Source organism: Nocardioides sp. Z38_18, from assembly GCF_058215695.1.
In genome coordinates, this window is record NZ_JBZAJE010000003.1 from 411,442 (window position 1) to 438,160 (window position 26,719).

Below are 26,719 nucleotides of genomic sequence, written 5' to 3' on the forward strand. Positions count from 1 at the left end.
CAGCCCCGCGTGGAACACGCTGTGTCCCGCCCTCGCGTCGTCCTCGGCGTGAGCGGCGGGATTGCTGCGTACAAGGCCTGCGAGCTGCTGCGCCGGCTCACCGAGTCCGGCCACGACGTCACCGTCGTACCCACCGCCTCGGCCCTGGAGTTCGTCGGGGCGCCCACCTGGGCCGCGCTGTCCGGCAAGCCGGTCAGCACCACGGTGTGGGCCGACGTCCACGAGGTGCCCCACGTGCGGATCGGCCAGTCGGCCGACCTGGTCGTGGTGGCTCCGGCGACCGCCGACCTGCTCGCCAAGGCCGCGCACGGCCTGGCCGACGACCTGCTCACCAACACCTTGCTCACCGCCCGCTGCCCGGTGGTCTTCGCCCCGGCGATGCACACCGAGATGTGGGAGCACGCCGCTACCCAGGCCAACGTGGCCACGCTCCGCTCCCGTGGCGCAGTCGTGATCGAGCCCGCCGAGGGCCGGCTCACCGGCGCCGACACGGGCAAGGGCCGACTGCCGGACCCGGGCGAGATCTTCTGGGTGGCCACCGACCTGCTGGCTCGTCCTGGGCGGCAGCAGGGAGCGCCGGTCCAGGACCTGGCCGGGATGCGGGTCGTGGTCTCGGCAGGCGGCACCCGCGAGTACCTCGACCCGGTCCGGTTCATCGGCAACCGGTCCTCGGGACTGCAGGGATACGCCCTCGCCCGCACCGCGGCCGCCCGCGGGGCCGAGGTCACCCTGGTCGCGGCCAACGTGAGCCTGCCCGACCCCGCCGGGGTGAAGGTGGTCCGGGTGGAGACCACGGCCCAGCTGCGGGACCAGGTCCTCGAAGCCGCGTCGGCCGCGGACGCCGTGGTGATGGCGGCAGCGCCCGCCGACTTCCGTCCCGAGAGCAGCAGCACCTCGAAGATCAAGAAGTCCGAGGACGGCACAGCACCGGAGATCCGGCTGACCCAGAATCCCGACATCCTGGCCCACCTCGCCTCGGAGCGGCCCAACGAGCACATCGTCGTGGTCGGCTTCGCCGCCGAGACCGGCGACGAGAGCGGCAGCGTGATGGAGCACGCACGCGCCAAGCTCGCCCGCAAGGGGTGCGACCTGCTGGTCGTCAATGACGTGGGCGGGGGAGCGGTGTTCGGGTCGACCGACAACGAGGCGGTCGTGCTCGCCGCCGACGGGAGCGCGGTCACCGTCCCGCTCGGGTCGAAGGCAGCGCTGGCCCACGTGATCTGGGACCGGGTAGCGGACCTGCGCCCGTCCACGGAGTCGTCCGACACCCAGTGAGACGGGTGTCTGAGCCGTGAGACGGTCAGTTAGGCTCGGCCCGCCGAGAAGCGGCACGATCGGCTGCCACGAGTCGTGCACCCCACCGCGTAGGAGTTTGAAGTGACCGGACGACTGTTCACATCCGAGTCCGTGACCGAAGGTCACCCGGACAAGATCGCCGACGCGATCAGCGACACGGTCCTGGACTACCTGCTCGCGAACGACTCGGACACCGCGAACCTCCGCGTGGCGGTGGAGACCATGCTGACCACCGGACTGGTCGTGGTGGCGGGCGAGGTGCGCACCAACGCCTACGCGCCGGTCGCCGACCTGGTCCGCAAGAAGATCCTGGAGATCGGCTACGACTCCTCCGTCAAGGGCTTCGACGGCAAGTCCTGCGGCGTGCAGGTCGCCATCGGCGGCCAGTCCGCCGACATCGCCGCCGGCGTGGACCACGGCCACGAGTCAAGGGTGAGCGAGTCCTCCGACGAGCTCGACAAGCAGGGTGCGGGCGACCAGGGGCTGATGTTCGGCTACGCCTCCGACGACACCCCCGAGCTGATGCCGCTGCCGATCACCATCGCGCACCGCCTCGCCGAGCGGCTCACCGAGGTCCGCAAGGACGGCACGCTGGGCTACCTGCGCCCGGACGGCAAGACCCAGGTCACCATCGAGTACGACGAGAACGACCGCCCGGTCCGGGTGGACACCGTGGTGCTCTCCACCCAGCACGCGGACGACGTGACCCTGGAGCGGCTGGAGGCCGACGTCAAGGAGCACGTGATCGACCACGTGCTCGCCGGCTTCGAGATCCCCTCCGAGGACTACCGCCTGCTCGTCAACCCGACCGGCGTGTTCGTCGTCGGGGGACCGATGGGTGACGCCGGCCTGACCGGCCGCAAGATCATCGTGGACACCTACGGCGGCATGGCCCGTCACGGTGGCGGGGCGTTCTCCGGCAAGGACCCGTCCAAGGTGGACCGCTCCGCGGCGTACGCCATGCGCTGGGTGGCCAAGAACATCGTCGCCGCCGGTCTGGCCCGTCGCGCCGAGGTCCAGGTCGCCTACGCGATCGGCAAGGCGCAGCCCGTGGGCGTCTTCGTGCAGACCTTCGGCACCGGCATCGTCTCCGACGAGGTCATCCAGAAGGCCGTGCTCGAGGTCTTCGACCTGCGGCCCGCCGCGATCATCCGCGACCTCGACCTGCTCCGGCCGATCTACGCCCAGACCGCTGCCTACGGGCACTTCGGACGCGAGCTCGACGACTTCACCTGGGAGCGCACCGACCGCGCCGAGAAGCTCAAGGCCGCCGCGGGCGCCTGAGCCTGCTGCCCGGGCTGGCTTCGGGTTCCTCGGGCTGCCTCGGGTTGGGCCCGCCGGTTTCCCAGGTCTAGAACCCGGGAAACCGGACCCGCGCGCGCTATATCTCTCCGCACCCGCGCGGTGCTAGTTTCGCGGGCATCGAGCGCCGGGTACCCGGCCTCGTCACCCCGGAGGTCCCGCATGCGTCGGTCCCGTCTCGTCCTGCCCACCCTGCTGGCCGTGTCGCTGGCCCTGGTGGGACTCTCCGCTCCGGGCGCGACGGCCACGAGGAAGTTGCCGCCGAAGGCGCACACCCCGACCAAGGTGGTCGTCATCGTGGTCGACGGGCTGAACCGCGAGATCGTCGAGAAGTACAAGATGCGCAACGTGCAGGCGTTGATGCGCACCGGCGCGGACGCGCCGAACTCCTACCTCGGGCACCTCGGTGCGGTCACCGTGGTCACCCACAACGTGATCACCACCGGGGCGCTGCCCAAGAACATGGGTTGGGCCGACGAGGGCTACCGCGACGTCGACGGGGTGCTCCCCGACAACCCGGACAGACCCGGCAACATGTGGCTGACCAGCAACTTCTCCGAGAAGGAGATCTTCCCGCTGCAGGAGCACGCGGGCTACCCGAAGCTCGCGGAGTACCTCCACGCCAAGCGCCCCGGCTCCACCGTGGTCGCGATCAGCCCGAAGTCGTACGCCGCCTGGGGACTCGGCGGCGCGCACGCGGACAGGACGATCACGTTCTCGGGCCGGTCCTACAACTGCGACGGCGCGGCGGCGAACAACTGGCGCGGCCCCGCCGGCATCGGTGTGCCCGCCTACCTCTCCGCCCCCGAGTGCGGCCGCTTCTACGTCAACTCGCCGTCCTCGCTGAAGTACGACACCGACGTCTCGCCGGCCTGGATGTACCCCCTGGACGGGGACCGGTACACGGTCGGCACCGACCCGGCCCACCAGGGCGGGGACGTGTGGGCGGCCGACGCGGCGATCGCCACGATGAAGAACGAGCGCAAGTGGAGCGGCGTGTTCGTCACGCTCCCGGGCGTGGACAAGGCGGCGCACATGTGGGGCGCCATGGACGACCCGGGCGGCCCCGTCCCGATGACGCACATGGACGCGTCCACCCAGGTCGCCGACCAGCAGGTCGGCAAGATCATGAGCCACCTGCGCAGCACCGGCGAGATCGAGGACACCCTGGTCGTGCTGACCTCCGACCACGGCTCGGTCCCCGGCCGGCACTTCCACGGCAAGGACGCCGCCGGCCAGGGCTACTACAACTGGTACTACGGCAGCCTGGAGAACGACGAGTACCTCGACCCGCAGGACGCTCTGAAGCCGCTGGTGGCCACCGGCAACGTGGCGATGACCTACTCCGACTCGATGGTCCGCGCCTGGCTGAAGGACCAGTCCCCGGCGAAGGTCAAGCAGGCCGCGGCCGTGATGGCGAAGATGCCGGGCGTCTCCGCGGTGTGGAAGCGGCACGGGGGCCACTTCGACCGGGTGACCCCGGTGCGCTGGGACCGGATGCCCTCGAAGGGGGAGCGGGCCTGGTTCAAGAGCAAGGCTCAGGAGCTGCTGAACACCACCGCGGCCGACCACGGCGCCGACGTGATCGCCACGCTGGTCGACGACACGACGTACTCGGTCAAGGGCGACCACGGCGGCATCCAGCGCCGCTCCCAGCAGATCCCGATCCTCTTCGCCGGGGCCAACGTGGGGTCCAAGGACCTCAAGGGTGGCGTCCGGTCGGTCGACATCGTGCCGACGATCCTCAAGGCGATGAAGATCAAGCCCACGCACCGCCTCGACGGCCGGGCCTACGAGCTGCCGAAGCGCTGAGCGCCGGGGTGCGCGGCACCTGTCACTCCCGGGTGAAAGCATGCGCGTGTGACCACAGGAGACGAGGAGCAGCCGGCGCTGCTCCCGGCGCCTGAACGGGTCAAGGCGGTCGCTCGCAAGGCCAAGCCGCCCAAGGAGCGCAAGCCGGTCCCGGTGGCCGCGGTGGACCCGGTCGCCCGGGTCCTGGTCGACGTGGCACTCGCCCACCTCGACCGGCCCTTCGACTACGCCGTGCCCGAGACGATGTCCGCCGTCGCCCAGCCCGGGGTGCGGGTCAAGGTGAGGTTCGCGGGCCAGGACGTCGACGGGTTCGTGATCGAGCGCGCCGCCACCACCGAGCACACCGGTCGGCTGCAGCCCCTGCGCCGCGTCGTCGGTGCCGAACCGGTGCTCAGCCCCGACGTCGCCGCGCTCACCGGTGCCGTCGCCAAGCGGTACGCCGGGACCCGCTCCGACGTGCTCCGCCTCGCGGTGCCGCCCCGGCACGCGACCGTGGAGAAGGAGACCTCCGAGCCGGCACCCCCGGTCAGCGTCGAGCCGCGGCCGGAGCTGACCGCGCACTACCCCGAGGCCGCCGGGGTCCTGGAGGCGCTGGCGCAGGGCCGGTCCCCCCGGGTGGTGTGGACGGTCGTGCCCGGCGACGACTGGGCCGAGCTGCTCGCCGAGTCCGTCGCGCTGACGGCGGCCGCGGGCCGCGGGGCGCTGGTGTGCCTGCCGGACCGCCGCGACGTGGACCGTCTCGACGCCGCACTGACCGCGCGCCTGGGCGCGGGGAGACACGTCGTGCTGGCGGCCGACTCCGGACCGGCCAAGCGCTACCGCGCGTTCCTCGCGATCCGCCGCGGGGCGGTCCGGGTCGTCATCGGCACCCGCGCCGCTGCGTTCGCGCCGGTGCAGGACCTCGGGCTGGTGGCGGTCTGGGACGACGGGGACGACCTCCACGAGGAGCCGCGGGCGCCGTACCCGCACGTTCGTGAGGTGCTGCTCATGCGTGCTCAGGAGACGGGGGCCGCCGCGATCCTGGCGGCGCACGCGCGCAGCGTGGAGGCGGAGTACCTCCTGCGCACCGGGTGGGCCACCGAGGTGGTGGCGCCGCGCGACGTCGTACGCCGCCGCATCTCGGTGGGCCTGACCGGCGACTCCGAGCACGACCTCGCCCGCGACCCGGGAGCGCGCTCGGCCAGGCTGCCCAGCGAGGCACTCACCCTGCTGCGGGAGTCGGTGCGCCGGGGGCCGGTGCTCGTGCAGACCCCACGCGCGGGCTACGCGACCAGGCTGTCCTGCGACCGCTGTCGCACTCCGGCGCTGTGCCCGGCGTGCCACGGCCCGCTCCGGCTGCGTGGGCCCGCGCGACCACCCGAGTGCGCCTGGTGCGCAACGGCCGTGCCGGCCTGGCGCTGCGGCGAGTGCGGGGGACACGGGCTGCGTGCGCCCGTCCTGGGGGACGCCCGCACCGCGGAGGAGCTCGGCCGGGCGATCCCGGGGGTGCCGGTCCGCGTCTCGTCCTCGGGGGACCGCGTCCTGGCGGAGGTGGAGAGCACGCCCGCGATCGTGGTCGCGACCCCGGGCGCCGAGCCGATCGCGCCGGGCGGCTACGAGGCCGTCGTGCTGATGGACACCTGGCTGCTGCTGGCGCGCTCGGACCTGCGGGCGACCGAGGAGGCGGTGCGCCGCTGGGCCAACGCCGCCGCCCTGGTGCGCCCGGCGAGCGAGGGGGGCCGCGTGCTCGCGATCGGAGAGTCCTCCCACCCGGGGCTGCAGGCCCTGCTGCGGTGGGACCCGGGTGGCCTGGCCCGGCGCGAGATCGAGGAGCGACAGTCCGCCCACCTGCCGCCGGCGTCGCGGGTCGCCACGATCACCGGGGAGCCCGACGACCTCGAGCAGGCCGTGGCCGCCCTGCAGCTGCCACCGGGGGCTGAGGTGCTGGGCCCGGTGCCGGTGCCGGGCACCAGGGACTCCGTGCGGGACCTGCCCATCGGCGCCGGCGACGAGGCCGCGGTGCGCTACGTGGTGCGGGTCCCCAGGAGCGCCGGACCCGCGCTCTCGGCCGCCCTCGGAGCCCTCCAGGCGCAGCGCTCCACCCGCAAGCTGGCCCACGTGCGGGTCGAGGTCGACCCCGCCGAGCTCGGCTGAGGGCCCGGCCGGGCCTGCCACGGGGACGGTCGGGCGACGGCCCGGGCTGACCTGTGACCCCGCCGCTCCTAGACTTGCCGCCGACCCACCAGCAGAGGAGCACGCGTGTCCATCAGACCCATCCGTCTTTTCGGTGACCCCGTGCTGCGCACTCCCGCGCAGCCGGTCGTCGACTTCGACAAGGAGCTGCGGACCCTGGTCGCGGACCTCACCGACACCATGCTCGAGGCGCCGGGGGCCGGACTCGCCGCGCCCCAGCTCGGCGTCGGGCTGCGGGTGTTCACCTGGAACGTGGACGGCGAGCTCGGCCACCTGGTGAACCCGCAGCTGCGGCTCTCCGAGGAGATCCAGGACGGCCCCGAGGGATGCCTGTCGATCCCCGGGCTCACCATCGACTGCAAGCGGGCCCTCTCGGTCGTCGCCCACGGCTTCGACATGCACGGCGAGCCGGTGGTCGTCGAGGGCAGCGAGATGCTCGCGCGGGCGATCCAGCACGAGACCGACCACCTCGACGGCATCATCTTCGTGGACCGCCTCGACCGGGAGGCCCGGCGCGAGGCGATGCGGTTCATCCGCGAGGCGGAGTGGTTCGGCGCCAACGCGCCGCAGGTGAAGTTCTCGCCGCACGCCACCAACGGGCTCGGCATCTAGTGCGGGTCGTCTTCGCCGGCACCCCCGAGGTCGCCGTACCCGCGCTGGAGGCGGTGGCAGCCAGCCGGCACGAGCTCGTCGGCGTCGTCACCCGGCCCGACGCCCCGGCCGGCCGCGGGCGCAAGCTGGTCGCCTCCCCGGTCGGGCTGCGGGCGGCCGAGCTCGGAGTCCCCGTCCTGAAGCCGGAGCACCCGCGCGACCCCGCCTTCCAGGAGGAGCTGCGGGCGCTGCGACCCGACTGCTGCCCGGTGGTCGCGTACGGCGCGCTGCTCCCGCAGTCCGCGCTGGACATCCCGGAGCACGGCTGGGTCAACCTGCACTTCTCGGTGCTGCCCTCCTGGCGCGGCGCGGCGCCGGTGCAGCACGCCATCTGGGCCGGTGACGAGGTCACCGGGGCCACCACCTTCCGGATCGTCAAGGAGCTCGACGCCGGTCCCACCTTCGGGCTGATGACCCAGACGATCCGTCCCGAGGACACCGCCGGCGACCTCCTCGACCGCCTCGCCGAGGGCGGTGCCGGCCTGCTGGTGCAGACCCTTGACGGCATCGAGGACGGCACCCTGGAGGCGCGTGAGCAGCCCGAGGACTGGATCAGCTTCGCCCCGAAGATCACCGTCGAGGACGCGGAGGTCGACTGGTCCGAGCCGGCCGTCGCGGTGGACCGCCGGGTCCGGGCGATGACCCCGGCGCCGGGCGCCTGGTCGACGTTCGAGGGGGAGCGGATCAAGCTCGGCCCCGTGCTCCACGTCGACCGCGACCTGCTCGAGCCGGGTCGTCTCGAGGTCACCAAGAACGCCGTGTTCGTGGGCACCGGCACCGAGCCGGTCCGGCTCGGCCGGGTCAAGCCGTTCGGGAAGAAGGAGATGGACGCCGCCGACTGGGCGCGCGGTGTCCGGCTGGAGTCCGGTGCCCGGCTCGGCGGGTAGCGTCGGCGCCATGCCAAGCCAGTCGTCCACCCCGTCGCCACCGGCCCGGCCCGAGGACGTCGACGAGATCTGCCGCGGCCTGCCACAGACCTGGTTCGGCACCTCCTGGGGCGACGTCCCCACGTGGCTGGTGCCGCTGCGGGAGAAGGGCGACAAGGGCCGCGGGTTCGTGCTCTACCGCAAGCCGCACCGGTCGGCCATCGACCCGGCGACGGGTGCGGAGTACGACGACCTCCTCGTGATCCGCACCGCGAACCCGGACGACAAGGACGCGCTCGTCGAGGCCGCCGGGCCGTTCTTCACCATCGACCACTTCAAGGGGAACAACGCAGTGCTGGTGCAACAGTCCCGTCTCGGGGAGATCACCCGGGACGAGCTCGCCGAGGTCATCACCGATGCCTGGCTGGCGACGGCTCCCAAGAAGCTGGTCCGCGAGTTCCTGGCATGAGCGGCACCCCAGGCAAGCGCACGCCCGGCAAGCCGGCTCCCGGCAGGGCCCAGGAGAAGAAGACGGCCCAGGGCAAGAGGCTCCCGGACAAGCCGAAGGTGGACGCTTCCCGGCTGGCGGCGTACGACGTGCTGGTGGCCGTGCGTGAGGACGACGCCTACGCCAACCTGGTGCTGCCGCAGGTGCTCCGCGAGCGCGAGATCACCGGACGCGACGCAGCCTTCACCACCGAGCTCGTGGGCGGCACGCTGCGCGGGCTGGGCAGCTACGACGCGGTGATCGACCACCTGGCCGGTCGCGCTCCCGACCCGGCCGTGCGCGACGCGCTGCGCCTCGGCGCCCACCAGCTGCTCGGGATGCGCGTGCCCGACCACGCCGCGGTGACCAGCACCGTGGAGCTGGTGCGTGCGCGCATCGGCCACAAGCCCGCCGGGTTCACCAACGCGGTGATGCGCAAGCTGGCCGGTCACGACCTCGAGTCCTGGATGGACCTCCTGGACGCGTCCCCGGCGGTGCGGCACTCCCACCCGGAGTGGATCGTGGCTGCCCTGGCGACCGCGCTGGACCGGCCCGACGAGCTCGAGGACCTGCTGCGCGCCGACAACGAGCGGCCGCTGGTGACCCTGGCCGCGCGACCGGGACTCTCCACGGTCGAGGAGCTCGCGGCGGCGGGCTCGCAGGAGCCGTCCATCTCCCCGCTCGGGGTGACGCTGGACTCCGGCGACCCGGGGGAGATACCTGCTGTCCGTGAGGGGCGGGCCGGGGTGCAGGACGCCGGGTCGCAGCTGGTCGCCCTCGCCCTGGCCAGGGCCGGCGTCCAGGGCCGCGACGAGCACTGGCTGGACCTGTGCGCCGGGCCGGGTGGCAAGGCGGTGCTGCTGGCAGCCCTGGCCGACGAACGAGGCGCCCGGCTGCTGGCCAACGAGCGGGCCCCGCACCGGGCCAAGCTCGTCGCCCAGGCGATGCGGCTGACCCCGGGCGACGTGGTCACCGGGGACGGCCTCGTGCCGCCCTGGTCGCCGGCCACCTTCGACCGGGTCCTGGTCGACGCGCCCTGCTCCGGGCTCGGCGCCCTGCGCCGCCGTCCGGAGAGTCGCTGGCGGCGTACCCGCGCCGACGTCGAGGACCTGGCGCCCCTCCAGACTGCACTGCTCACCAGCGCGCTGGACTCAGTGCGGCCCGGCGGCGTCGTCCTCTACGCCACCTGCTCACCGGTGGTCGAGGAGACCGCCGCGGTGGCCCGGTCGGTGCTCGGGCAGCGTGACGACGCCCGGCTCGAGGACGCCCTGTCGCTGGTGCCGGAGGCCACCGACGCGGAGTCGGCCCACCTGCCGGGCGCGGTCCAGCTGTGGCCGCACCGGCACGGCACCGATGCGATGTTCATGGCGCTGCTGCGCCGCACCTAGGATCGGAGCCACCATGAGCATCCAGATCACCCCGAGCATCCTGAACGCCGACCTGTCCCGCCTCGCCGACGAGGTCGCGCGGATCCCGAGCGCCGACTGGGTGCACGTGGACGTGATGGACAACCACTTCGTGCCCAACCTGACTCTCGGGCTGCCGGTCTTCGAGAGCCTGGCCAAGGCGACCGACCTGCCGCTGGACGCGCACCTGATGATCGAGGACCCCGACCGGTGGGCGCCGGCGTACGCCGAGGCGGGAGCCGGCTCGGTCACCTTCCACGCCGAGGCCGCAGCGGCCCCGGTTCGCCTCGCCCGGGAGCTGCGCGCCAAGGGGGCCCGTGCCTCGATGGCGCTCAAGCCGGCCACCCCGGTGGAGCCGTTCGCGGACATGCTCGGCGAGCTCGACATGCTCCTGCTGATGACCGTGGAGCCGGGGTTCGGCGGCCAGAAGTTCCTGGACCTGTGCCTGCCGAAGATCCGGCGCGCGCGTGAGCTGATCTCCGCCGCCGGCCTCGAGGTCTGGCTCCAGGTCGACGGCGGCGTCTCGCTGGAGACGATCGAGCGCTGCGCCGAGGCCGGCGCCGACGTGTTCGTCGCCGGGTCAGCCGTCTACTCGGCCGAGGACCCCGACGCGATGGTCGCCCAGCTGCGCGAGCGGGCCTCCGCTCACTGAGCCTGCGGGCCGCTCGGCTGGTGCAGCCCAACCCGGTCCCAGTCGCCCCAGGTGAGCCGGTCCACCCGGTGGTCGGAGACGTCGACGTCGCTGAGCTGCTCGACCGTCTCGGCCTCCGCGCCCGCGAGGCGGCTGCGCACCTCCGCGGTCCCGTCGGGACCGAACGCGTAGGAGCGGTAGGCCTGCGCCCTGCTCATGCTGTGGAAGCCCGTGTCGTCGGGATAGAGCCACTCACTGACGTCGGAGAGGAAGAGCGCGGCCGGGTCGTCGGGCAGCACCCGGTAGTGCAGCCGTGCGGCGACGGATCCTCCCTCGGTGAACCTCGTGACCACGACGTCCTCGGCGCCCGCGCTCAGCTCGAGGGTGTACGCCGGGACCTCACCGGACTCGGGCAGGGCGATCACGCCGAGCTGCGGACCGGTCTCGAAGGTGGCCCTCGCCTGGTCCTCGGTCAGCTCGTCGACGACCCGCTGCTTGCGGGGATTCCACTTCCAGCCGTACAGGTGCTGCATGGTCTCCTCGTTCTCCGGATCGGTCATGGGTGGGGTCACGGGGCCTGGGTGTAGAAGTGCCCGTTGAGGTCACGGATGAAGATGTCGCGGTCCTCGGCGTACTCGATGATCTCGCGGGGGATCCTGCCACCGGCCTGGGGAGGTATCTCCAGGATCATGTCGCCGTCGAGGGGACGACCGTTGATCCCGAGCTCACGCGTCTTGGGGGTGTCGGCGATCCGGGTGCCGGCCGGGTACTTGCGCACGAACTCGTCGATGTAGCTCTTCGCCGTCTGCTCGCTGATCTCCCCGAACTGGGTCAGCTTCCGCGACACGATCACGTCGCCGGGGGTGTAGCTGTCGAGGCGGAACGGCCGCTGGTTGCCGGTGGTCAGCGGGATCTCGTTGTAGCGGTAGCGCGGGTTGAGGAAGTGGTTGAACCGGTTGCCCGCGATCACCTTGCGCATGAACTCGCGGCTGCCGCTCCAGCGCGCGAGCTCGTCGGGGGAGAGGAACCGGTCGGCGGCGAAGCTCTCCGGCAGCCGCAGGTCCGCGGCGCTGTCGAGGAGCCTGCCGTCCTTGGCGAAGATGCGGATGTTCTCACCGTTCTCGGCCAGCCGGGTGAGTCGGGCGACCTCCTCGGCGCCGAGGGCGTGCCTGGTCCACTTGCCGCCGGTGGCCGCCCAGCCGGCGAAGGGGATCAGGGCACCCATCGAGAGGGACCCGTTGATCACGTCGCCGTCGGCGTAGTACCAGACGCCGTTGACGAAGTCGACGGGTTCGCCGATCACCGGGATCATCCCGAGGACGTCGAGCAGGCCGTGCCCGATCTGCTTCCACAGCGGGCCCGCCTCCTCGGCGGCCACGTCGGCCTCGTGCTGGAGCGCGTCCCCGATGTTCTTCAGGTCGTTGGCCAGCAGCGGCTGGAACGCGGTGGTGCCCTCCACCGGCGGGCTCCCGATCGCGGACGCCATCGCGTTCATGAACGCCTCGGCGGCGTCGTCGCTCATCCCGCTGCGGTGTCGCAGGAAGTCGAAGAGCTCCTTGTTGACCGCGACGCTGTCGTCGTCGCTGATGTCGACCTCGGTGGTGTCACCGGTGGTGAACAGCTCGCGGACGGCCCCGGGGTTGTGCTGCATCGCCTTGAAGACGCCATACATCGGGTCGTCGATGATCCGTGCGCCCGGCGAGCGCTCCAGGTCGGGGTCGAAGACCAGGTCCATGCTGGCCCAGACCTCGGGACCGTCGTCGCCCTCGATCTCGCGCATGGAGCGGTAGATGCCGGTGATGAACTCGTCGGACCACTGGCCGCGGCCGAAGACCAGGCTGAGCCGCTTGATGCTGCCGGTGCGCATCCCCCCGTGCGCGTCGACGAACTCGGTCCAGGTGGCGGTCATCGCGGGTACGCCGACCTCGCCAGTGCCCCTGCTGGCCAGGCTGAGCGTCTCGCCGAGGCCGCGGAGCAGCTGCTCGTAGCGCGCGTCGAAGTCCTTGGTGGCCTCCTCGCCCTCGGAGAACATGTTCTGGCGCTTCTGGTTCACCACGTTGAGGTAGCGGTCGAGCCCCTCGGGAGAGAGCCGCTCGGCCAGCAGCTTGGCGAAATAGGGGTCCAGCGAGTTCTCCACGAGCAGGTCGACCAGCTCCTGGTCGACGTCGCGCATGCTGTAGTCGTCGTCGTCGACCTCCAGCAGCTCCATCGCCCGGTCCACCCGGCGGCGTACCTCGGTGTCGCTGGCGGTGGAGAGCACGGAGTCGTCGAAGGTGACCACCGACATCCCCGGCGTGCTCTGCTGGATGATCCGCGCCAGCGCGAGCCGGCGGTTGAGGTCGCGCACGGCCGAGCTGATCTCGCCCTCGAGCGCGTCCACCGGCGAGAGCGGACCCGTGGAGAGCCAGACGCCGGTCAGGTTCCCCCGGATCGAGCCGGAGGCACCTGCCAGGTCGGCCTTCGCCGAACCGAGGCTCGAGACGAGGTCGGCCAGGGCGTCGATGTCGATGGAGACCTCGGCCATCAGATCGGTCCGAGGTTGCGCCAGCGGACCTGCCACGCGTTGCGCTCGACCATCTCCGGCTGCGCGGCGATCGCGTCGTCGAACTCCTGCAGCGCGCCGCTCGACGCATGCCGGGCGGTGGAGCGCCAGCCGGACAGGCTCCCGGCGAAGCTGTCGGCGCGTCCGCCCACCCAGGCCCCGGACTCCATCGCGGCCACGGCGGCGTCCAGCGCTGTGTCCAGCGTCTGCGCGGGGCCGGTGCTGCGCCCGCGAGCCGCGCGGATCGCGCCCAGATAGGGGTTGGGCACCTTCGGCTCAGCGGTCTCCCCCATGCGGCCCCCCGTCGTACCGGCTCCGACGCGCCGAGGCTATCAGCGCCCGGCGCCGCGAAGACGGGTCACATGGCGCCGAGCTTCTCCGGGTTGCGGATGCCGTGCAGCGTGGTGATCCGGTCGTCCTGCACGGTCACGAAGTAGACCCCGTCGAGCTCGCCGTCCAGCGTCACCACGATCGCGAGCTCGCCGTTGACCGGTCGCAGGGCGAACTCGGCGCCCGCGCTCTCCGGCTTGGAGAGCACCCCGGCGAGGAAGCGCAGCACCTTGTCGGCGCCCTGGATCGGCCGGAGCGCCGACGTCCTCCTGCCGCCACCGTCGGTGACCAGGACGACGTCGGGGGCCAGGAGCTCCAGCAGCTCGGGCACGTCACCGCCCGCCGCGGCGGCGAGGAACCGCTCGGTGACCTCGCGGTGCCGGTCCCCGGAGACGACCTGGCGGGGCTGGCGTGCGGCCACGTGCGAGCGCGCGCGGTGGACGAGCTGGCGGACCGCCGCGGGACTCCGGTCGAGCGCCCGGCCCACCTCGGCAGCAGGCATCGCGAACACCTCGGTGAGCACGAACGCGGCCCGCTCGAGCGGGCTCAGCGACTCGAGCACGATCAGCATCGCCATGGACACCTCGTCGGCGAGCTGCGCTGCCGCGGCGCCGTCGACGCGTGGGTCCGGCTCGCTGGCGACCGGCTCGGGCAGCCACGGCCCGACGTAGCTCTCCCGCCGGGTGGCCAGGTCGCGGACCCGGTTCAGGGCGAGCCGGCTGGTGACGGTGAGCAGGTAGGCGCGGGGCTCCGCGACGTCCCGGTGCTCGACCCGGGACCAGCGGATCCACGCCTCCTGGACGACGTCCTCGGCCTCGACGTGGCTGCCGAGGATGCGGTACGCCGCGCCGACCAGCACCGGGCGGTGCTGCTCGAACAGCGACGCCGCGTCCGTGGGCACCGGATCGCTGGTCATCGGCTCACCTCTGAGGAAGGTCGCACTGGCTCTTGAACCCCTGGCTGGTCAAGCCCAGGGCGGAGTTGGTCCGCGAGCGGAGGTTCTCCACCGAGATGATCTCAGTCAGCTCGACCAGCTGGGCGTCGGTCAGCTCGCTGCGCAGGCCGGCGACCATCTCGTCGGTCACCTGCGGGGGAGTGGCGGTCATCGACTCGGCGTACTCCAGGACCCTGCGCTCCAGCGGGGTGTAGACGGTGCTGGAGCGCCAGTCCGCGACCTGCTCCAGCTTCGCGGCGTCGGTGCCGTTGCCGTGCGAGAGGTAGTAGCCGAAGTCGATGCACCAGCTGCAGCCGATCTGCGAGGCCACGGCGAGGCAGGCGAGGTCCTTGAGCCCGTCGTCGAGGGCGGACCACTTCGCGACCCGTAGCTCGAAGCGGGCGACCGCCGTCGTCACCCTGCGGTGGTGCAGCAGCGCGAGCATCGGCTCCATCTCCTGGCCGTAGCTGCGGCGGGTCCAGAAGCGGAGCAGCCGGGCGAGCCCGCTGCCGGGGTGCTCGAGGGGCAACCGCGCGCGGTTGGTGGTGGTGGTCATGGGTGCGTCGGTGGTCATGGCATCTCCTGGGTCTGCTGGCTTTCCTGGGTCTGCTGGGCTTTATGGGTGGACCCGGCCGCTGCCGGGGATGTGACATCGGGTGAGCGAGGTCACCGGAGCCGGCCCCCGGCCGCTGTGGCAGACTTGGCCCCGACGAGTGAAGACTCGCGTGCTCTGGGGGCGGTGAAACTCCGCACCGGCGGTGACAGTCCGCGACCCGGTGGCCTCACGGCGATCGGTTGACCAGGTGGAACTCCTGGACCGACGGTCAAAGTCCGGATGAGAAGTGCACGCAGGAGGCCCGCGGCGACGCCGCGAGCCGTCTGAGGTCCCCCGGTGCCCGCAAGGACCAGTGAGGACAGTCAGGCGATGGGATTCTCCCCGGCGGAGCAGCACGCGATGCGTCGCGCGCTGGAGCTGGCGAGCACTCCCGGCGTACCCCACGGACCCAACCCGCGGGTCGGCTGCGTGCTGCTCAGCAGCGACGCGGCCGGGTCCTCGCAAGTTGTTGCAGAGGGCTACCACCGCGGTGCCGGTACGCCGCACGCGGAGGCGGCCGCGCTGGCCGAGGCCGGCCCCCAGGCCCGCGGCGCGACCGCCGTGGTGACCCTGGAGCCGTGCAACCACACCGGTCGCACGGGCCCCTGCTCGCGCGCCCTGATCGAGGCCGGGGTCTCCCGCGTGGTCTTCGCGCAGCCGGACCCGAACGAGGTCGCGGCCGGTGGCGAGGCGGCGCTGGTCGAGGCCGGCATCTCGGTGGAGTACGGCCTGATGGAGCACGAGGCGCGTGCGCTCAACCGCGCCTGGACGTTCGCGATGGAGCACCACCGCCCGTTCGTCACCTGGAAGTTCGCGAGCACGCTGGACGGCCGCAGCGCCGCGGCCGACGGGTCGAGCCGGTGGATCACCTCGCGCGCCGCGCGGGTCGACAGCCACCGCCTGCGCGCGGAGTGCGACGTGATGCTCGTCGGCACCGGGACCGTGGAGCAGGACGACCCCGAGCTCACCGTGCGCGACGAGTACGACGACCTCCTGCCGCACCAGCCGCTGCGCGCGGTGATGGGCCTGCGGCCCGTCGACCCGCAGCGACGGGTGCTCAACGACCGCGCCGAGACCGTCGTGCTGGCGACCCGCGACCCGCGGGAGGCACTCGAGCTGCTGCACGCCCGCGACCGGCAGCACGTGTTCCTCGAGGGCGGGCCCACCCTGGCCGCAGCCTTCCTCGAGGCCGGCCTGGTCGACGAGGTGGTGGCCTACCTCGCCCCCGCCCTGCTCGGCGCCGGCACCCCGGCCGTCGCGGACCTCGGCATCACCACGATCGCCGACGCCCGCCGGTTCTCGATCACCGACGTGGCCACGATCGGCACCGGCGCCGAGACCAACGTGCGGATCACGATGAGCGGGCGGGTGAGCGGCCCCGCCCCACAAATGTTGGATCCGAACGCCGAAACGACCGATCAGGACGTCACAACCCAACATTTGTTGGGTCGCGGCGCCCCCGAGGAAGGACGCTGACATGTTCACCGGCATCGTGGAGGAGCTCGGCACCGTGGCCGCCCTGGAGGACCAGGGCGACGCGATCCGGCTCACCGTGCACGGCCCCCTGGTCACCGGCGACGCCGCGCTCGGGGACTCGATCTCGGTCAACGGTTGTTGCCTCACCGTGGCCACCCGTGAGGACGACTCGTTCACCGCCGACGTGATGCACGAGACCCTGGCGAAGACCTCCCTTGGCTCGCTGGCCCCCGGTGCCCGGGTGAACCTCGAGCGCGCGGTCACGCCGGCCACCCGGCTCGGCGGGCACATCGTGCAGGGCCACGTCGACGGCACCGGGACCGTGCTGCGGCGTACCCCCAGCGAGCACTGGGAGCTGGTCGAGGTATCGCTCCCCGAGGGGCTGGACCGCTACCTCGTCGACAAGGGGTCGATCACCGTCGACGGGATCTCGCTGACGGTGGTGGAGGTTTCGACGAGCTCGACCACCGCGAGCTTCACGGTCAGCCTGATCCCCGAGACCCTGGCCCGCACCACCCTGGGCTTCAAGCAACCCGGCGATGTCGTCAACCTCGAGGTGGACGTGATCGCGAAGTACGTCGAGAAGATGGTGAAGCAGTGACTGAGAACCAACGGGCCCACGAGCAGGCCCAGATCCGCCTCGACACGGTGGAGGAGGCGATCGCGTCGATCGCCGCCGGACAGGCCGTGGTCGTGGTCGACGACGAGGACCGCGAGAACGAGGGCGACATCATCTTCGCCGCCTCCAAGGCGACGCCGGAGCTGATGGCGTTCACGATCCGGCACTCCAGCGGAGTCATCTGCGTGCCGATGCCGGGCCGGATGCTCGACCGGCTGGAGATCCCGCTGATGACGCCGCACAACAAGGACAAGCTCCGCACGGCGTACACCCTCTCGGTGGACGCGCGCGACGGCGTCAGCACCGGCATCTCGGCCGCGGACCGGGCGCACACCGCGCGGGTCCTGGCCGACTCCGCGACCGAGCCCTGGGAGCTCACCCGGCCGGGCCACGTGTTCCCGCTGCGCTACACCGAGGGCGGGGTGCTGGTCCGTCGTGGGCACACCGAGGCGGCCGTGGACCTCGCCAAGATGGCCGGGCTGACCCCGGCGGGCGTGCTGGTCGAGGTCGTCAACGACGACGGGACGATGAAGCGGGCTCCCGAGCTGCGCGAGTTCTGCGACGAGCACGGGCTGAAGATGATCTCGATCGAGCAGATGGTGCACTACCGCCGCCGGCACGAGAGCCACGTCGAGCGGCTGGCGAAGACCGCGCTGCCCACGCGCCACGGTGCGTTCACCGCGTTCGGCTACCGGATCACGATCGACGACTCCGAGCACGTCGCGCTGGTGTACGGCGACCCCGAGGACCTCCGCGGAGGCGAGCCGGTGCTGACCCGGGTGCACAGCGAGTGCCTCACCGGCGACGTCTTCGGCTCCGAGCGCTGCGACTGCGGCCCGCAGCTCGAGGAGGCGATGGAGCTGATTGTCAAGGAGGGCAGGGGGGTGGTGATCTACCTGCGCGGCCACGAGGGCCGTGGCATCGGCCTGCTCGCCAAGCTGCAGGCCTACGAGCTCCAGGACGGCGGGCGGGACACCGTCGACGCCAACCTCGACCTCGGGCTCCCGGCCGACGCGCGGCACTACGGGACCGCCACCCAGATCCTGCGTGACCTCGGTGTGGGGTCCGTGCGCCTGCTGACGAACAACCCCGCCAAGACCTCCGGACTGGAGTCCTACGGGATCGCGGTCGCGGAGCGGGTGGCGCTCACGCCCCGGCCCAACGACCACAACCTCGCCTACCTGTTGACCAAGCGCGACCGGATGGGCCACCAGCTCGACGGCCTCGACGGGTTCGACCCCGAGGCGCTCGGCCTGCCGGGGAAGACGGTGCTGTCATGAGCGGCGACGGCAGCCCCGCCGACGTCCCCGTCGACTGCAGCGACCTCCGGGTGGCCGTGGTGGCGGCGAGCTGGCACGAGCAGGTGATGGACGGTCTCCTCGCCGGTGCCCGGGAGGCGCTGGAGCGCTACCGGGTCGGCGAGTCCACGGTGGTCCGGGTGCCCGGGTCCTTCGAGCTCCCCGTGGTGGCCCAGGCCCTCGCCCGGCAGGGGTACGACGCCGTGGTCACCCTGGGCGTCGTGATCCGTGGCGGCACTCCGCACTTCGAGTTCGTCTGCTCGGCCGCGACCGACGGCCTGAACCGGATCGCGCTGGACACCGGCGTGCCGATCGGCTTCGGGCTGCTCACCTGCGACACCGAGCAGCAGGCACTCGACCGGGCCGGGCTGGAGGGCAGCAGCGAGAGCAAGGGCTACGAGGCCACCTCCGCGGCGCTGCTCACCGCGCGCACCCTGCGCGAGATCGCCGGCTGAGACCAGCATGGCCCCCGCTGTCTCCGAGAGCTCCCTGGGCGCCTGGCTGGTGAAGGCCAGCCCGGCCAGCCTGCAGGTCGGCGAGGTGCTGCGGACCCGGTTCAGCACCATCACCAGCCGGTGCGTGCGTCCGTCGTACCGCGCCGAGCTGATCCGCGCCGGCCAGCCGGTGCTGCTGTGGGTCAGCGGCAGTGACCGCGAGCACCCCGCGGGGATCTATGCGACCGGCCGCACCACCGGTCCCGTGGAGCGCGGGGAGGACCTCGCGATGCCGGTGCGCCTCGAGCCGCTGGAGCCGTTCGTCGCCAGGGACGAGATCCTCGCCGAGCCCACCCTGATGACCCTCGAGGTGATCCGGATGCCGGCCGGCAGCAACCCGTCGTACCTCGACACCGCGCAGTACCGCGCGCTCCGCGAGGCCTTCCCGCAGCTGGGCCGGGCGTAGGGTGCAGCGGCCCGGGCCACGGGCGGCTGCCTGCCGCGGTCGCCTTGCACATAGGCTGGGCGCGTGAAGACGTTCGAGGGGCTCTGGGCCGAGCTGAGCGAGAAGGCGGCGACCCGCCCCGAGGGTTCCGGGACGGTCGCGGCGCTCGACGCCGGGGTGCACACGATCGGCAAGAAGCTGGTCGAGGAGGCAGCCGAGTCCTGGATGGCGGCCGAGTTCGAGGGCCATGAGCGGGCGGCCGAGGAGATCAGCCAGCTGCTCTACCACGCACAGGTGCTGATGCTCGCCGCCGGAATCTCCCTCGACGACGTCTACGCCCACCTGTAAGAGGACCCCATGAGCGACACCCCTGCACCACTGCTGAAGATCGCGATCCCCAACAAGGGCTCGCTGTCCACGGCCGCCTCCGAGATCCTGCGCGAAGCCGGCTACCGCCAGCGCACGGACTCCAAGGAGCTGAGCCTGCTCGACCCCGCCAACGGCGTGGAGTTCTTCTACCTGCGCCCGCGCGACATCGCGCTGTACGTCGGCGCGGGGACCCTGGACATCGGCATCACCGGCCGTGACCTGCTGCTCGACTCCGGCGCCAAGGCCCACGAGGCCCGCCAGCTCGGGTTCGGCCGCTCACGGTTCCGGTTCGCCGCGCGTCCCGGCACGCTGTCCTCGCTGGAAGACCTCGCCGGCAAGCGCATCGCCACGTCGTACGTCGGAGTGGTGCGCCGCTACCTCGAGCAGATGAGCATCGACACCAGCGGCATCGAGGTGATCCGCCTCGACGGCGCCGTGGAGACCAGCATCCAGCTCGGCGTGGCCGACGTGATCGCCGACGTCGTGGAGACCGGGAGCACCCTGAAGGCGGCCGGGCTCGAGATCGTCGGCGAGGTGATCCTCGACTCCGAGGCGGTGCTGATCACCCGCGCCGACGCGCCGGAGCCGACCGGCTTCGAGGTCTTCAAGCGGCGGCTCGACGGCGTCCTGGTGGCGCGGACCTACGTGATGATGGACTACGACTGCCCCCAGGCCTCGGTCGAGGCGGCCGTCGCCCTGACCCCGGGCCTGGAGGGCCCGACGATGTCGCCGTTGCATCGCGAGGGCTGGGTTGCCGTCCGGGCGATGGTGCCGCGCGACGGGGCCCAGAAGCTGATGGACGACCTCTACCGGGTCGGCGCGCGCGCGATCCTGCTGACCGACATCCATGCCTGCCGGCTCTGAGCGGGAGACGACGGCCCCCAGCCTGCCGCACACGTGGCGGCCCCTCGGGGTCCGCATCGCGGTGTGGGCGCTGGGCGTGCTGCTGCTCGTCCTGGTCGGTGCGGTGTGGGTCTTCCTCCCCGAGGACACCCGCTCCCAGTTCACCCCCTTCCAGCGCGGCACCCTCGTGGTCCTGGGCATGCTGCTGTTCGGCTGCTGGTTCGCGCTGGTGCGCTCACGGGTGACGGCCACCGCCGAGGGGCTGACCGTGGTCAACGGCTTCCGCAAGCGCCACTACGAGTGGTCGCAGGTGATCTCGGTGTCGATGCGCCGGGGAGCGCCGTGGGGGACGATCGATCTCTCCGACGGCACCACCGTGTCCATGGTCGGGGTGCAGGGCTCCGACGGTGAGCGGGCGCGCAGGGCAGTGCGCGAGATCCGGGCGACCGTGGAGGCGAACACCCCCGGCACCGCCCCCTCCTGAGCGGACGAACCGTCACCGGGTCCCGTCGAGGACCAGGTCGGCACGCTCCCGGGTCCGCTCCCGGGCGAACACCAGCGCCTCGTCGCGGGCCCACTGCTCCCAGTGGGGCGCGAAGGCCTCGCCGTCACGTGCCAGGCCCCGCTCCAGGCGCATGTCGTGCGGCGCCTCCACCCAGGCCAGCACGGTGACCAGCGCCCCGAACCGGGAGGCTCCGCTCCCGACGCCCTCGAGCACCAGCAGCGGTCCCGGCTCCACGGCCACGGTCTCGGCGAACCGGCCCGCGACCCAGTCGTAGCGACGGTAGCGGCCGGTCGCGCCTGCGGAGAGCGGGGTGAGCAGCCCGTCGAGCTGGGTCTCGACCTCGGCGAGGCCGGACCAGCCGGGGTAGAGGTCGTCCATGTGGACCACCGGGCAGCCGGTCAGCGCGCCCACGGCGGCCGCGAGGGTGGTCTTGCCCGAGCCGGCGGGACCGTCGATGCACACCAGCCGCCCGGCGCCCAGGGTCGCCGGCCGGGCCAGCGCCAGGTCCACCACGGCAGCCGCGTCGGACGCGGGGGTCGGGCCGGTGCTCACCAGGCCAGGCCGAGGCCCCGGTAGGAGGGCACGCGATCGACGAACGAGTCACCGCTGAGCAGGTGCACGGTGTTCGTGTGCTCGGCAAGCTCACCGGACTTCGCGTGCCGGAACCACACCCAGTCGCCGATCTGCAGCAGCCCGGCTCCCTTCCCGATCAGCGGCGTCTGCACCTCACCGGCGCCCTCGAGGCCGGTCAGCGCCAGGCCGGGTGGTGCCCAGGGCAGCGGGGCGCGGTCCTTGCCGGTGGCCCCGCTCGCGACGAAGCCGCCGCCTGCGACCGTGGCCACACCGGCGGCGGGGCGGCGTACGACCTGGACGCCGAAGAAGGCCGCGGGGCGGGGGTCGAAGCTCGCGTAGTGGTCGAAGAGGCCCGGCACGAGCAGCCCGGACCCGGCGGCGACCTCGGTGACCACGGGGTCGGCCACGGTCGTCTCCACGCTGCCGGAGCCGCCCGCGTTCCAGAACTCGAGCTCGGCCAGGTCGGCGAGGGCGTCGGCGATCGTGCGCCTGCGGTCGGCCAGCTGCGTGATCGAGGCAGACTTGAGCCGGCGTACGACGAGCGAGCGCGCCTTCTGCGTGGGCACGGCGTCGGGTACGCCGGCCACCTGGCCCTCGTAGGTCATCACCCCGACGAGCGCGAAGCCGCGCCGGACCACCTGCTCGGCGAACGCAGCCACCTCGCCGGCGTCGTGGAGGGGGGAGCGCTTCGGCCCGACGTGGGAGGGCCCGAGCCGCAGCCCGGCGTCGATGTCGATCGCGACCCGCACGCCTCGGGCGTCCCCGCAGGCCTCGATCAGGGACAGGTGGGCGGGGTCGTCGACCATCAGGGTGATCGTCGCGCGCGCCCGGGGGTCGGCCAGGAGCGTCCGGAGGGCGCCGCGGTCGACCGAGGGGTAGCCCATCACCACGTCGTCGGTGAATCCCTCGCGCACCAGCCACAGGGCCTCGCGCAAGGTGTAGGCGAGCACCCCGCTGAACTCGGGGCGGGCCAGGGCGCGCTCGACCAGCGCCGGGATCCGCAGCGACTTCGATGCCACCCGCACCGGCTTGCCGGCGGCGCGACGGCCCAGGTCTGCGGCGTTGGCGTCGAACGCGTCGAGGTCGATCACGACCATCGGGGTCGAGGGGTCCTCGAGGTGGGCGACCGCGGCGTCCAGGCGTCGGGCAAGCTGCGTGCGGGCAGCGTCGCTGCCGAAGGCTCCACGGGGCACGGCTAGATGCCGTGCCGCTTCAGGATGGCCTCGATGTCGTCCATGCCCTCGATGTCGTCGTCGGCGGCCTTGCCGCGCTTGGGTGCGCGCTTCGCGGGGGCCTTCTCGACTGCTGCCGGCCCGGCCTTGGCCTCGGGCACGCTCCTCGCGGGTGCGCGGGTCCCGACGCCGCGGGAGCGCAGCAGGCCGGAGACGAGCCACAGCACCACGGCGACGCCGGCCACGGAGATGCCGGCCCACACGGTGGGGGAGAACACCAGCCGGGTGGCCCAGTTGACGACGTCGTTGGCGATGTTCGCGGCCAGCTTCAGGGTGCCGGTGAGCCAGGCCGCGACGGGCAGCAGGGTCCAGGCCAGGCCGCGCAGGCCGGCCGCGACGCCGCGACGGCGCCAGGCGACCCAGGAGAGGGCGGCGCCGAGGAAGGTCAGCACGAGGGCGAGCGCGGCCCAGGTGGTGGAGTCCACGGTGACGTCGGTGGCCAGGGGCATGGCCCCAGCCTACGGAATCGGCGAGCGATCGGTCTGGCAGGATCGCGATGATGCGCACCATTCCCGATCCGGGCTTCGCCGGCGACGACGGCCGCCCCGCCCCCGAGGTCACCTCCGCCCTGGCGGCGTACGACGCGGCGCCGGGCGCCGAGCAGCACCTCGCCACGCTGGCGGTGCTGCAGGACTCGCGGGTGCTCGTCCCCGTGGTGGCCGTGCTCGGCGAGGTCGAGTACGACGAGCAGGGCCTGGCCCACGACAAGACCAGCGACATGGCCGCGGTGCTGATCACCGGCCGCGACGGACGCACGGCGCTGCTCGGGTTCACCGGGACCCAGCCTCTCCAGCGCTGGGCGCAGACCCAGCCCGGCAGCGACCCGCGACCGGTGCCGGTGACGTTGCGGGAGGCGGCCCGGTCGGCGATCCAGGACGAGGCGTCGGCGCTGCTCCTCGACCTCGCGGGACCGGTGATGTTCGTGATCGACTCCGAGGAGCTCGCCGCCCTGGCCCAGGGCCACCGGCTGGTCCGCGACGCGGAAGGCTGGGCCTGGGTGCTCGGCTGATGTGCATTACCGGGCCCCGCCTAGTAGAGTTGTCTGTGACCGATCAGTCCTGCCCGTGAGGGTGGGGCCGATCTGACAAGCGGAGGCCTTCTCCCACCCGCATCGACCGTTCTCCACCAGGTCGTCGGGTTCTGGTCAACGAGTTGGGTGACGCCTGTCGCCGATCAGCTCGACGACTGAGGCTCCCGTGCGTCACGCCGGGAGCCTTCTTCCATGTCGGGGCAGAAATGCGCCGCAGCGGATGTTCTCCCGGGGTCAACCATGAAGACCACCACAGGAGGACCCATCAGCACCGAGCTGCGAATCAACGATCGGATCCGGGTACCGGAAGTCCGGCTCGTTGGACCCAACGGCGAAACCGTCGGCATCGTCTCCACGAGCGATGCCCTACGGCTGGCCCAGGAGGCGGACCTCGACCTCGTCGAGATCGCGCCGATGGGGCGACCCCCGGTCTGCAAGCTCATGGACTACGGCAAGTTCAAGTACGAGAACGCCCAGAAGGCCCGTGAAGCCCGGCGTAACCAGACCAACACGGTCATCAAGGAGATGAAGCTCCGACCGAAGATCGACGCGCACGACTACGAGACCAAGAAGGGTCACGTCGTACGGTTCCTTCGCTCGGGCGACAAGGTCAAGATCACGATCATGTTCCGCGGTCGCGAGCAGCACCGTCCCGAGCTGGGATACCGGTTGCTGCAGCGTCTGGCCGAGGACGTGAGTGACCTCGGCTTCGTCGAGTCCTCGCCCAAGCAGGACGGCCGCAACATGACCATGGTGATCGGCCCGCACAAGAAGAAGTCCGAGGCCAAGGCCGAGGTGAAGGCCGAGCGCGACGCACGAGCTGCCGAGCGCACGGCCGAGCGGGAGGCGGAGCGTGCCGAGATCAAGGCAGCGCACCCGGTTCCCTCTCCGAAGAAGGAGCGCGGTCGCTCCGAGAACCTCGACCCCGAGATCGAAGCGTAACGAGAAAAGGAATAGACACAGATGCCGAAGAACAAGACGCACTCCGGTGCGAAGAAGCGCTTCCGCGTGACGGGCTCCGGCAAGATCCGTCGCCAGAAGACGGGCCTGCGCCACAACCTCGAGAAGAAGTCCTCCAAGGTGACTCGCCGCATGTCGGGCACCGCCGAGGTGGCCAAGGCCGACGTGAAGCGCGCCAAGAAGCTGCTCGGCCTGTAAGTCACCCCGCTCACCCCCTGACACACCGGGTGCACACCCGGGTGGTCGCGACCAGCGGACCACGAAGAATCTCAAAGGAGTACTGAAATGGCACGCGTCAAGCGGGCAGTAAACGCCCACAAGAAGCGCCGGGTCGTCCTCGAGCGCGCCTCCGGCTACCGGGGTCAGCGTTCGCGGCTCTACCGCAAGGCCAAGGAGCAGGTCACCCACTCGCTGGTCTACAGCTACAACGACCGCAAGAAGCGCAAGGGTGACTTCCGCAAGCTCTGGATCCAGCGGATCAACGCTGGCGCCCGCGCCAACGGCCTCACCTACAACCGCTTCATCCAGGGCCTCAAGGCCGCGGGTGTCGAGGTCGACCGCAAGATCCTGGCCGACCTGGCCGTCAACGACCTCCCGGCCTTCGTCGCCCTCGTCGAGACCGCCAAGGCCAACCTGCCCGAGGACGTCAACGCGCCCGTCTCGGCGTGACCTGACGCTCGTCCAGTTTCCCAGGTTATGAACCCGTACTGCCTCTTCACACACACCACCCCGTGTGTGAAGAGGCAGTTTTGGTTCATGACCTGGGAAACTGCCGCCGCCGACGCAACCACCCAGGCAACCCAGTGACCCCACCCGAGCGGCCGCTGTCGGCGAAGAGCGGGCGGGTCAAGGCGGTACGCCGGCTCACGCGGCGCAGTGCGCGGGCCGAGGAGCGGCTGTTCCTCGCCGAGGGGGCCAAGGCGCTCACCGAGGCGCTGCACCTGCCCGGCGGGGTGGTCGAGGTCTATGCGACCGAGGCCGCGACCGAGCAGTACGCCGCGCTGCGCAAGGCCGTCGACGACCTCGGGGTCCCGTGGCGGGAGGCGGACGAGGGAGCCGTCGCCGCCCTGAGCGGAGCGGTCACGCCCCAGGGGATCGTGGCGGTGTGCCGGTTCCTCGACGTCGAGCTCGACCTCCTCCTCGACGCCAGCGGGCCGAGCCCCGAGGTCGAGGCGCCCACGCTCGTGATCTGTGCCGACGTACGAGACCCGGGCAACGCCGGCACCGTGATCCGCACCGCGGACGCGGCGGGAGCGCGGGGGGTGGTGCTCGCCGGGAACAGCGTGGACCCCTACAACGACAAGACCGTCCGGGCGAGCGTCGGCAGCCTGTGGCACCTCCCGATCGCCCGGGCCGAGAGCCCCGCCGAGTGCGTGGGTGCCGCGCAGGCAGCGGGCTTCACCGTGCTTGCCGCTGACGGGGCAGGGGAGACCGACCTGTTCGAGGCTGAGTCCTCCGGCCTGCTCCGGCAGCCGGTCGCCTGGCTGTTCGGCAACGAGGCCTGGGGCCTGCCCGAGGACCTCGCCGCGCTGGCCGACCACCGCGTCTCGATCCCGATCCTGGGGCGCGCCGAGAGCCTCAACCTCTCCACCGCAGCCGCGATCTGCCTCTATGCGAGCGCGCGCGCTCTGCGCTAGCGTTCGCCGCCGGCACCAGGTCCAGGGTCCTCGAACCTGCCGCCCGGCCGCGCGCCTGGGCCATGGCTGGTCGTGATCCCAGCTGCGCCGCCGATCTCGCACAGCAGCCCGTCAGCGAACTACACCAAGAAGGTGGGACGACCATCAACACTCTCGCGCGCGTCGCGGCTGCCCTGTCCACGATCACGCTGCTGGCTGGGTGTGGAGGAACCCCCGCCCAGGACAAGCCAGCTCCGGCGGCATCACCGAGTCAACCGGTGGCGACGTCTGCTGC

Annotated in this window: 29 protein-coding genes, 1 pseudogene and 1 riboswitch; of the genes and pseudogenes, 22 read left to right on the plus strand and 8 right to left on the minus strand. The window is 72.0% G+C overall.

Annotation, left to right across the window (positions count from 1 at the left end):
* Positions 1–9 precede the first annotated feature (9 nt).
* From coaBC to rpe, 9 genes are all read left to right on the plus strand, one after another.
* On the plus strand, positions 10–1,275 hold the full coding sequence (coaBC, locus tag AC4BGC_RS21245) for a bifunctional phosphopantothenoylcysteine decarboxylase/phosphopantothenate--cysteine ligase CoaBC (RefSeq protein ID WP_490557556.1): 1,266 nt from the start codon (positions 10–12) through the stop codon (positions 1,273–1,275).
* 102 nt (positions 1,276–1,377) lie between these two features.
* Entirely contained in the window at positions 1,378–2,580 is a 1,203-nt protein-coding gene (metK, locus tag AC4BGC_RS21250) for a methionine adenosyltransferase (RefSeq protein ID WP_490548838.1), read from the plus strand.
* Between the two features lie 180 nt (positions 2,581–2,760).
* A complete protein-coding gene (locus AC4BGC_RS21255; RefSeq protein ID WP_490557557.1) occupies positions 2,761–4,410 on the plus strand; it encodes an alkaline phosphatase family protein in 1,650 nt (549 codons plus the stop codon).
* A 48-nt stretch (positions 4,411–4,458) separates the two neighbouring features.
* The gene (locus tag AC4BGC_RS21260) at positions 4,459–6,543 is read left to right on the plus strand and encodes a primosomal protein N' (RefSeq protein ID WP_490557558.1); all 2,085 of its coding nucleotides are present in this window, start codon (positions 4,459–4,461) and stop codon (positions 6,541–6,543) included.
* Between the two features lie 105 nt (positions 6,544–6,648).
* Positions 6,649–7,194, plus strand: a complete 546-nt coding sequence (gene def, locus AC4BGC_RS21265; RefSeq protein WP_490557559.1) for a peptide deformylase — start codon at positions 6,649–6,651, stop codon at positions 7,192–7,194.
* Positions 7,194–8,120 (plus strand): methionyl-tRNA formyltransferase, encoded by a 927-nt coding sequence (gene fmt, locus AC4BGC_RS21270; protein WP_490548842.1) that lies wholly within the window; start codon positions 7,194–7,196, stop codon positions 8,118–8,120. The genes def and fmt overlap by 1 nt, the downstream gene beginning before the upstream one ends.
* A gap of 10 nt (positions 8,121–8,130) precedes the next feature.
* Positions 8,131–8,568 carry an MmcQ/YjbR family DNA-binding protein gene (locus AC4BGC_RS21275; RefSeq protein ID WP_490557560.1) on the plus strand — a complete coding sequence of 146 codons (438 nt, stop codon included), beginning with the start codon at positions 8,131–8,133 and terminating at the stop codon, positions 8,566–8,568.
* Positions 8,565–9,974, plus strand: coding sequence for an RsmB/NOP family class I SAM-dependent RNA methyltransferase (locus tag AC4BGC_RS21280; protein WP_490557561.1), 1,410 nt, complete (start codon positions 8,565–8,567; stop codon positions 9,972–9,974). Before AC4BGC_RS21275 ends, AC4BGC_RS21280 begins: the two co-directional genes overlap by 4 nt.
* 13 nt (positions 9,975–9,987) lie before the next feature.
* Complete coding sequence (rpe, locus tag AC4BGC_RS21285) at positions 9,988–10,644, plus strand: ribulose-phosphate 3-epimerase (protein WP_490548845.1); 657 nt, start codon at positions 9,988–9,990, stop codon at positions 10,642–10,644.
* Here the strand turns inward: rpe and AC4BGC_RS21290 are convergent.
* From AC4BGC_RS21290 to AC4BGC_RS21310, 5 genes are all read right to left on the minus strand, one after another.
* Positions 10,638–11,195 carry a hypothetical protein gene (locus AC4BGC_RS21290; protein ID WP_490557562.1) on the minus strand — a complete coding sequence of 186 codons (558 nt, stop codon included), beginning with the start codon at positions 11,193–11,195 and terminating at the stop codon, positions 10,638–10,640. The genes rpe and AC4BGC_RS21290 overlap by 7 nt on opposite strands.
* Positions 11,192–13,147, minus strand: coding sequence for a hypothetical protein (locus tag AC4BGC_RS21295; RefSeq protein WP_490557563.1), 1,956 nt, complete (start codon positions 13,145–13,147; stop codon positions 11,192–11,194). Before AC4BGC_RS21295 ends, AC4BGC_RS21290 begins: the two co-directional genes overlap by 4 nt.
* Positions 13,147–13,458 (minus strand): hypothetical protein, encoded by a 312-nt coding sequence (locus tag AC4BGC_RS21300; RefSeq protein ID WP_490557564.1) that lies wholly within the window; start codon positions 13,456–13,458, stop codon positions 13,147–13,149. Before AC4BGC_RS21300 ends, AC4BGC_RS21295 begins: the two co-directional genes overlap by 1 nt.
* Positions 13,459–13,523: 65 nt before the next feature.
* A complete protein-coding gene (sigJ, locus tag AC4BGC_RS21305) occupies positions 13,524–14,411 on the minus strand; it encodes an RNA polymerase sigma factor SigJ (protein WP_490557565.1) in 888 nt (295 codons plus the stop codon).
* Between the two features lie 4 nt (positions 14,412–14,415).
* Positions 14,416–15,003, minus strand: a complete 588-nt coding sequence (locus AC4BGC_RS21310; protein ID WP_490557566.1) for a carboxymuconolactone decarboxylase family protein — start codon at positions 15,001–15,003, stop codon at positions 14,416–14,418.
* 147 nt (positions 15,004–15,150) lie between these two features.
* Positions 15,151–15,281, plus strand: a riboswitch (FMN riboswitch).
* Between the two features lie 73 nt (positions 15,282–15,354).
* Between AC4BGC_RS21310 and ribD the strand changes: the two are divergent.
* The 8 genes and pseudogenes from ribD to AC4BGC_RS21350 form a co-directional block, all read left to right on the plus strand.
* Positions 15,355–16,350, plus strand: a pseudogene (ribD, locus tag AC4BGC_RS21315) (bifunctional diaminohydroxyphosphoribosylaminopyrimidine deaminase/5-amino-6-(5-phosphoribosylamino)uracil reductase RibD); the annotation flags it as partial.
* A gap of 151 nt (positions 16,351–16,501) precedes the next feature.
* On the plus strand, positions 16,502–17,101 hold the full coding sequence (locus tag AC4BGC_RS21320; protein ID WP_490548851.1) for a riboflavin synthase: 600 nt from the start codon (positions 16,502–16,504) through the stop codon (positions 17,099–17,101).
* Positions 17,098–18,399, plus strand: a complete 1,302-nt coding sequence (locus AC4BGC_RS21325; RefSeq protein WP_490557567.1) for a bifunctional 3,4-dihydroxy-2-butanone-4-phosphate synthase/GTP cyclohydrolase II — start codon at positions 17,098–17,100, stop codon at positions 18,397–18,399. Before AC4BGC_RS21320 ends, AC4BGC_RS21325 begins: the two co-directional genes overlap by 4 nt.
* Entirely contained in the window at positions 18,396–18,872 is a 477-nt protein-coding gene (gene ribH, locus AC4BGC_RS21330) for a 6,7-dimethyl-8-ribityllumazine synthase (RefSeq protein WP_490548853.1), read from the plus strand. Before AC4BGC_RS21325 ends, ribH begins: the two co-directional genes overlap by 4 nt.
* Before the next feature lie 7 nt (positions 18,873–18,879).
* Complete coding sequence (locus AC4BGC_RS21335) at positions 18,880–19,317, plus strand: hypothetical protein (RefSeq protein WP_490557568.1); 438 nt, start codon at positions 18,880–18,882, stop codon at positions 19,315–19,317.
* 63 nt (positions 19,318–19,380) lie between these two features.
* Entirely contained in the window at positions 19,381–19,644 is a 264-nt protein-coding gene (locus tag AC4BGC_RS21340) for a phosphoribosyl-ATP diphosphatase (RefSeq protein ID WP_490548855.1), read from the plus strand.
* Between the two features lie 9 nt (positions 19,645–19,653).
* Positions 19,654–20,529 carry an ATP phosphoribosyltransferase gene (gene hisG, locus AC4BGC_RS21345; RefSeq protein WP_490548856.1) on the plus strand — a complete coding sequence of 292 codons (876 nt, stop codon included), beginning with the start codon at positions 19,654–19,656 and terminating at the stop codon, positions 20,527–20,529.
* Entirely contained in the window at positions 20,513–20,992 is a 480-nt protein-coding gene (locus tag AC4BGC_RS21350; protein ID WP_490557569.1) for a PH domain-containing protein, read from the plus strand. The genes hisG and AC4BGC_RS21350 overlap by 17 nt, the downstream gene beginning before the upstream one ends.
* Positions 20,993–21,004: 12 nt before the next feature.
* Here AC4BGC_RS21350 and AC4BGC_RS21355 read toward each other — a convergent pair whose 3' ends face one another.
* The 3 genes from AC4BGC_RS21355 to AC4BGC_RS21365 are packed head-to-tail and all read right to left on the minus strand — an operon-like array spanning position 21,005 to position 23,267.
* The gene (locus tag AC4BGC_RS21355; protein ID WP_490557570.1) at positions 21,005–21,565 is read right to left on the minus strand and encodes a nucleoside/nucleotide kinase family protein; all 561 of its coding nucleotides are present in this window, start codon (positions 21,563–21,565) and stop codon (positions 21,005–21,007) included.
* The gene (locus tag AC4BGC_RS21360) at positions 21,562–22,779 is read right to left on the minus strand and encodes an amino acid deaminase/aldolase (RefSeq protein ID WP_490557571.1); all 1,218 of its coding nucleotides are present in this window, start codon (positions 22,777–22,779) and stop codon (positions 21,562–21,564) included. Before AC4BGC_RS21360 ends, AC4BGC_RS21355 begins: the two co-directional genes overlap by 4 nt.
* Before the next feature lie 2 nt (positions 22,780–22,781).
* Positions 22,782–23,267 (minus strand): hypothetical protein, encoded by a 486-nt coding sequence (locus tag AC4BGC_RS21365; protein ID WP_490557572.1) that lies wholly within the window; start codon positions 23,265–23,267, stop codon positions 22,782–22,784.
* 47 nt (positions 23,268–23,314) lie between these two features.
* On the opposite strand from AC4BGC_RS21365, the gene AC4BGC_RS21370 reads away from it, so the two are divergent.
* The 5 genes from AC4BGC_RS21370 (at position 23,315) to AC4BGC_RS21390 (ending at position 26,445) form a co-directional block, all read left to right on the plus strand.
* Positions 23,315–23,827 carry an SseB family protein gene (locus tag AC4BGC_RS21370; RefSeq protein ID WP_490557573.1) on the plus strand — a complete coding sequence of 171 codons (513 nt, stop codon included), beginning with the start codon at positions 23,315–23,317 and terminating at the stop codon, positions 23,825–23,827.
* A 261-nt stretch (positions 23,828–24,088) separates the two neighbouring features.
* Positions 24,089–24,790 carry a translation initiation factor IF-3 gene (gene infC, locus AC4BGC_RS21375; RefSeq protein WP_490548862.1) on the plus strand — a complete coding sequence of 234 codons (702 nt, stop codon included), beginning with the start codon at positions 24,089–24,091 and terminating at the stop codon, positions 24,788–24,790.
* Positions 24,791–24,811: 21 nt separating this feature from the next.
* The gene (rpmI, locus tag AC4BGC_RS21380; protein ID WP_490548863.1) at positions 24,812–25,006 is read left to right on the plus strand and encodes a 50S ribosomal protein L35; all 195 of its coding nucleotides are present in this window, start codon (positions 24,812–24,814) and stop codon (positions 25,004–25,006) included.
* Between the two features lie 87 nt (positions 25,007–25,093).
* On the plus strand, positions 25,094–25,477 hold the full coding sequence (gene rplT, locus AC4BGC_RS21385) for a 50S ribosomal protein L20 (protein ID WP_490548864.1): 384 nt from the start codon (positions 25,094–25,096) through the stop codon (positions 25,475–25,477).
* A 134-nt stretch (positions 25,478–25,611) separates the two neighbouring features.
* Entirely contained in the window at positions 25,612–26,445 is an 834-nt protein-coding gene (locus AC4BGC_RS21390; protein ID WP_490557574.1) for a TrmH family RNA methyltransferase, read from the plus strand.
* Positions 26,446–26,719: the final 274 nt, after the last annotated feature.

What these genes read in the sequence shown, in the direction of transcription:
- AC4BGC_RS21255 (WP_490557557.1), top strand. Translation starts at nt 2,761, where the DNA reads ATGCGTCGGTCCCGTCTCGTCCTGCCCACCCTGCTGGCCGTGTCGCTG.
- AC4BGC_RS21275 (WP_490557560.1), top strand. Translation starts at nt 8,131, where the DNA reads ATGCCAAGCCAGTCGTCCACCCCGTCGCCACCGGCCCGGCCCGAGGAC.
- AC4BGC_RS21280 (WP_490557561.1), top strand. Translation starts at nt 8,565, where the DNA reads ATGAGCGGCACCCCAGGCAAGCGCACGCCCGGCAAGCCGGCTCCCGGC.
- rpe (WP_490548845.1), top strand. Translation starts at nt 9,988, where the DNA reads ATGAGCATCCAGATCACCCCGAGCATCCTGAACGCCGACCTGTCCCGC.
- AC4BGC_RS21295 (WP_490557563.1), bottom strand. Translation starts at nt 13,147, where the DNA reads ATGGCCGAGGTCTCCATCGACATCGACGCCCTGGCCGACCTCGTCTCG.
- AC4BGC_RS21300 (WP_490557564.1), bottom strand. Translation starts at nt 13,458, where the DNA reads ATGGGGGAGACCGCTGAGCCGAAGGTGCCCAACCCCTATCTGGGCGCG.
- sigJ (WP_490557565.1), bottom strand. Translation starts at nt 14,411, where the DNA reads ATGACCAGCGATCCGGTGCCCACGGACGCGGCGTCGCTGTTCGAGCAG.
- AC4BGC_RS21310 (WP_490557566.1), bottom strand. Translation starts at nt 15,003, where the DNA reads ATGACCACCGACGCACCCATGACCACCACCACCAACCGCGCGCGGTTG.
- AC4BGC_RS21320 (WP_490548851.1), top strand. Translation starts at nt 16,502, where the DNA reads ATGTTCACCGGCATCGTGGAGGAGCTCGGCACCGTGGCCGCCCTGGAG.
- ribH (WP_490548853.1), top strand. Translation starts at nt 18,396, where the DNA reads ATGAGCGGCGACGGCAGCCCCGCCGACGTCCCCGTCGACTGCAGCGAC.
- AC4BGC_RS21335 (WP_490557568.1), top strand. Translation starts at nt 18,880, where the DNA reads ATGGCCCCCGCTGTCTCCGAGAGCTCCCTGGGCGCCTGGCTGGTGAAG.
- hisG (WP_490548856.1), top strand. Translation starts at nt 19,654, where the DNA reads ATGAGCGACACCCCTGCACCACTGCTGAAGATCGCGATCCCCAACAAG.
- AC4BGC_RS21350 (WP_490557569.1), top strand. Translation starts at nt 20,513, where the DNA reads ATGCCTGCCGGCTCTGAGCGGGAGACGACGGCCCCCAGCCTGCCGCAC.
- AC4BGC_RS21365 (WP_490557572.1), bottom strand. Translation starts at nt 23,267, where the DNA reads ATGCCCCTGGCCACCGACGTCACCGTGGACTCCACCACCTGGGCCGCG.
- AC4BGC_RS21370 (WP_490557573.1), top strand. Translation starts at nt 23,315, where the DNA reads ATGATGCGCACCATTCCCGATCCGGGCTTCGCCGGCGACGACGGCCGC.
- infC (WP_490548862.1), top strand. Translation starts at nt 24,089, where the DNA reads ATGAAGACCACCACAGGAGGACCCATCAGCACCGAGCTGCGAATCAAC.
- rpmI (WP_490548863.1), top strand. Translation starts at nt 24,812, where the DNA reads ATGCCGAAGAACAAGACGCACTCCGGTGCGAAGAAGCGCTTCCGCGTG.
- rplT (WP_490548864.1), top strand. Translation starts at nt 25,094, where the DNA reads ATGGCACGCGTCAAGCGGGCAGTAAACGCCCACAAGAAGCGCCGGGTC.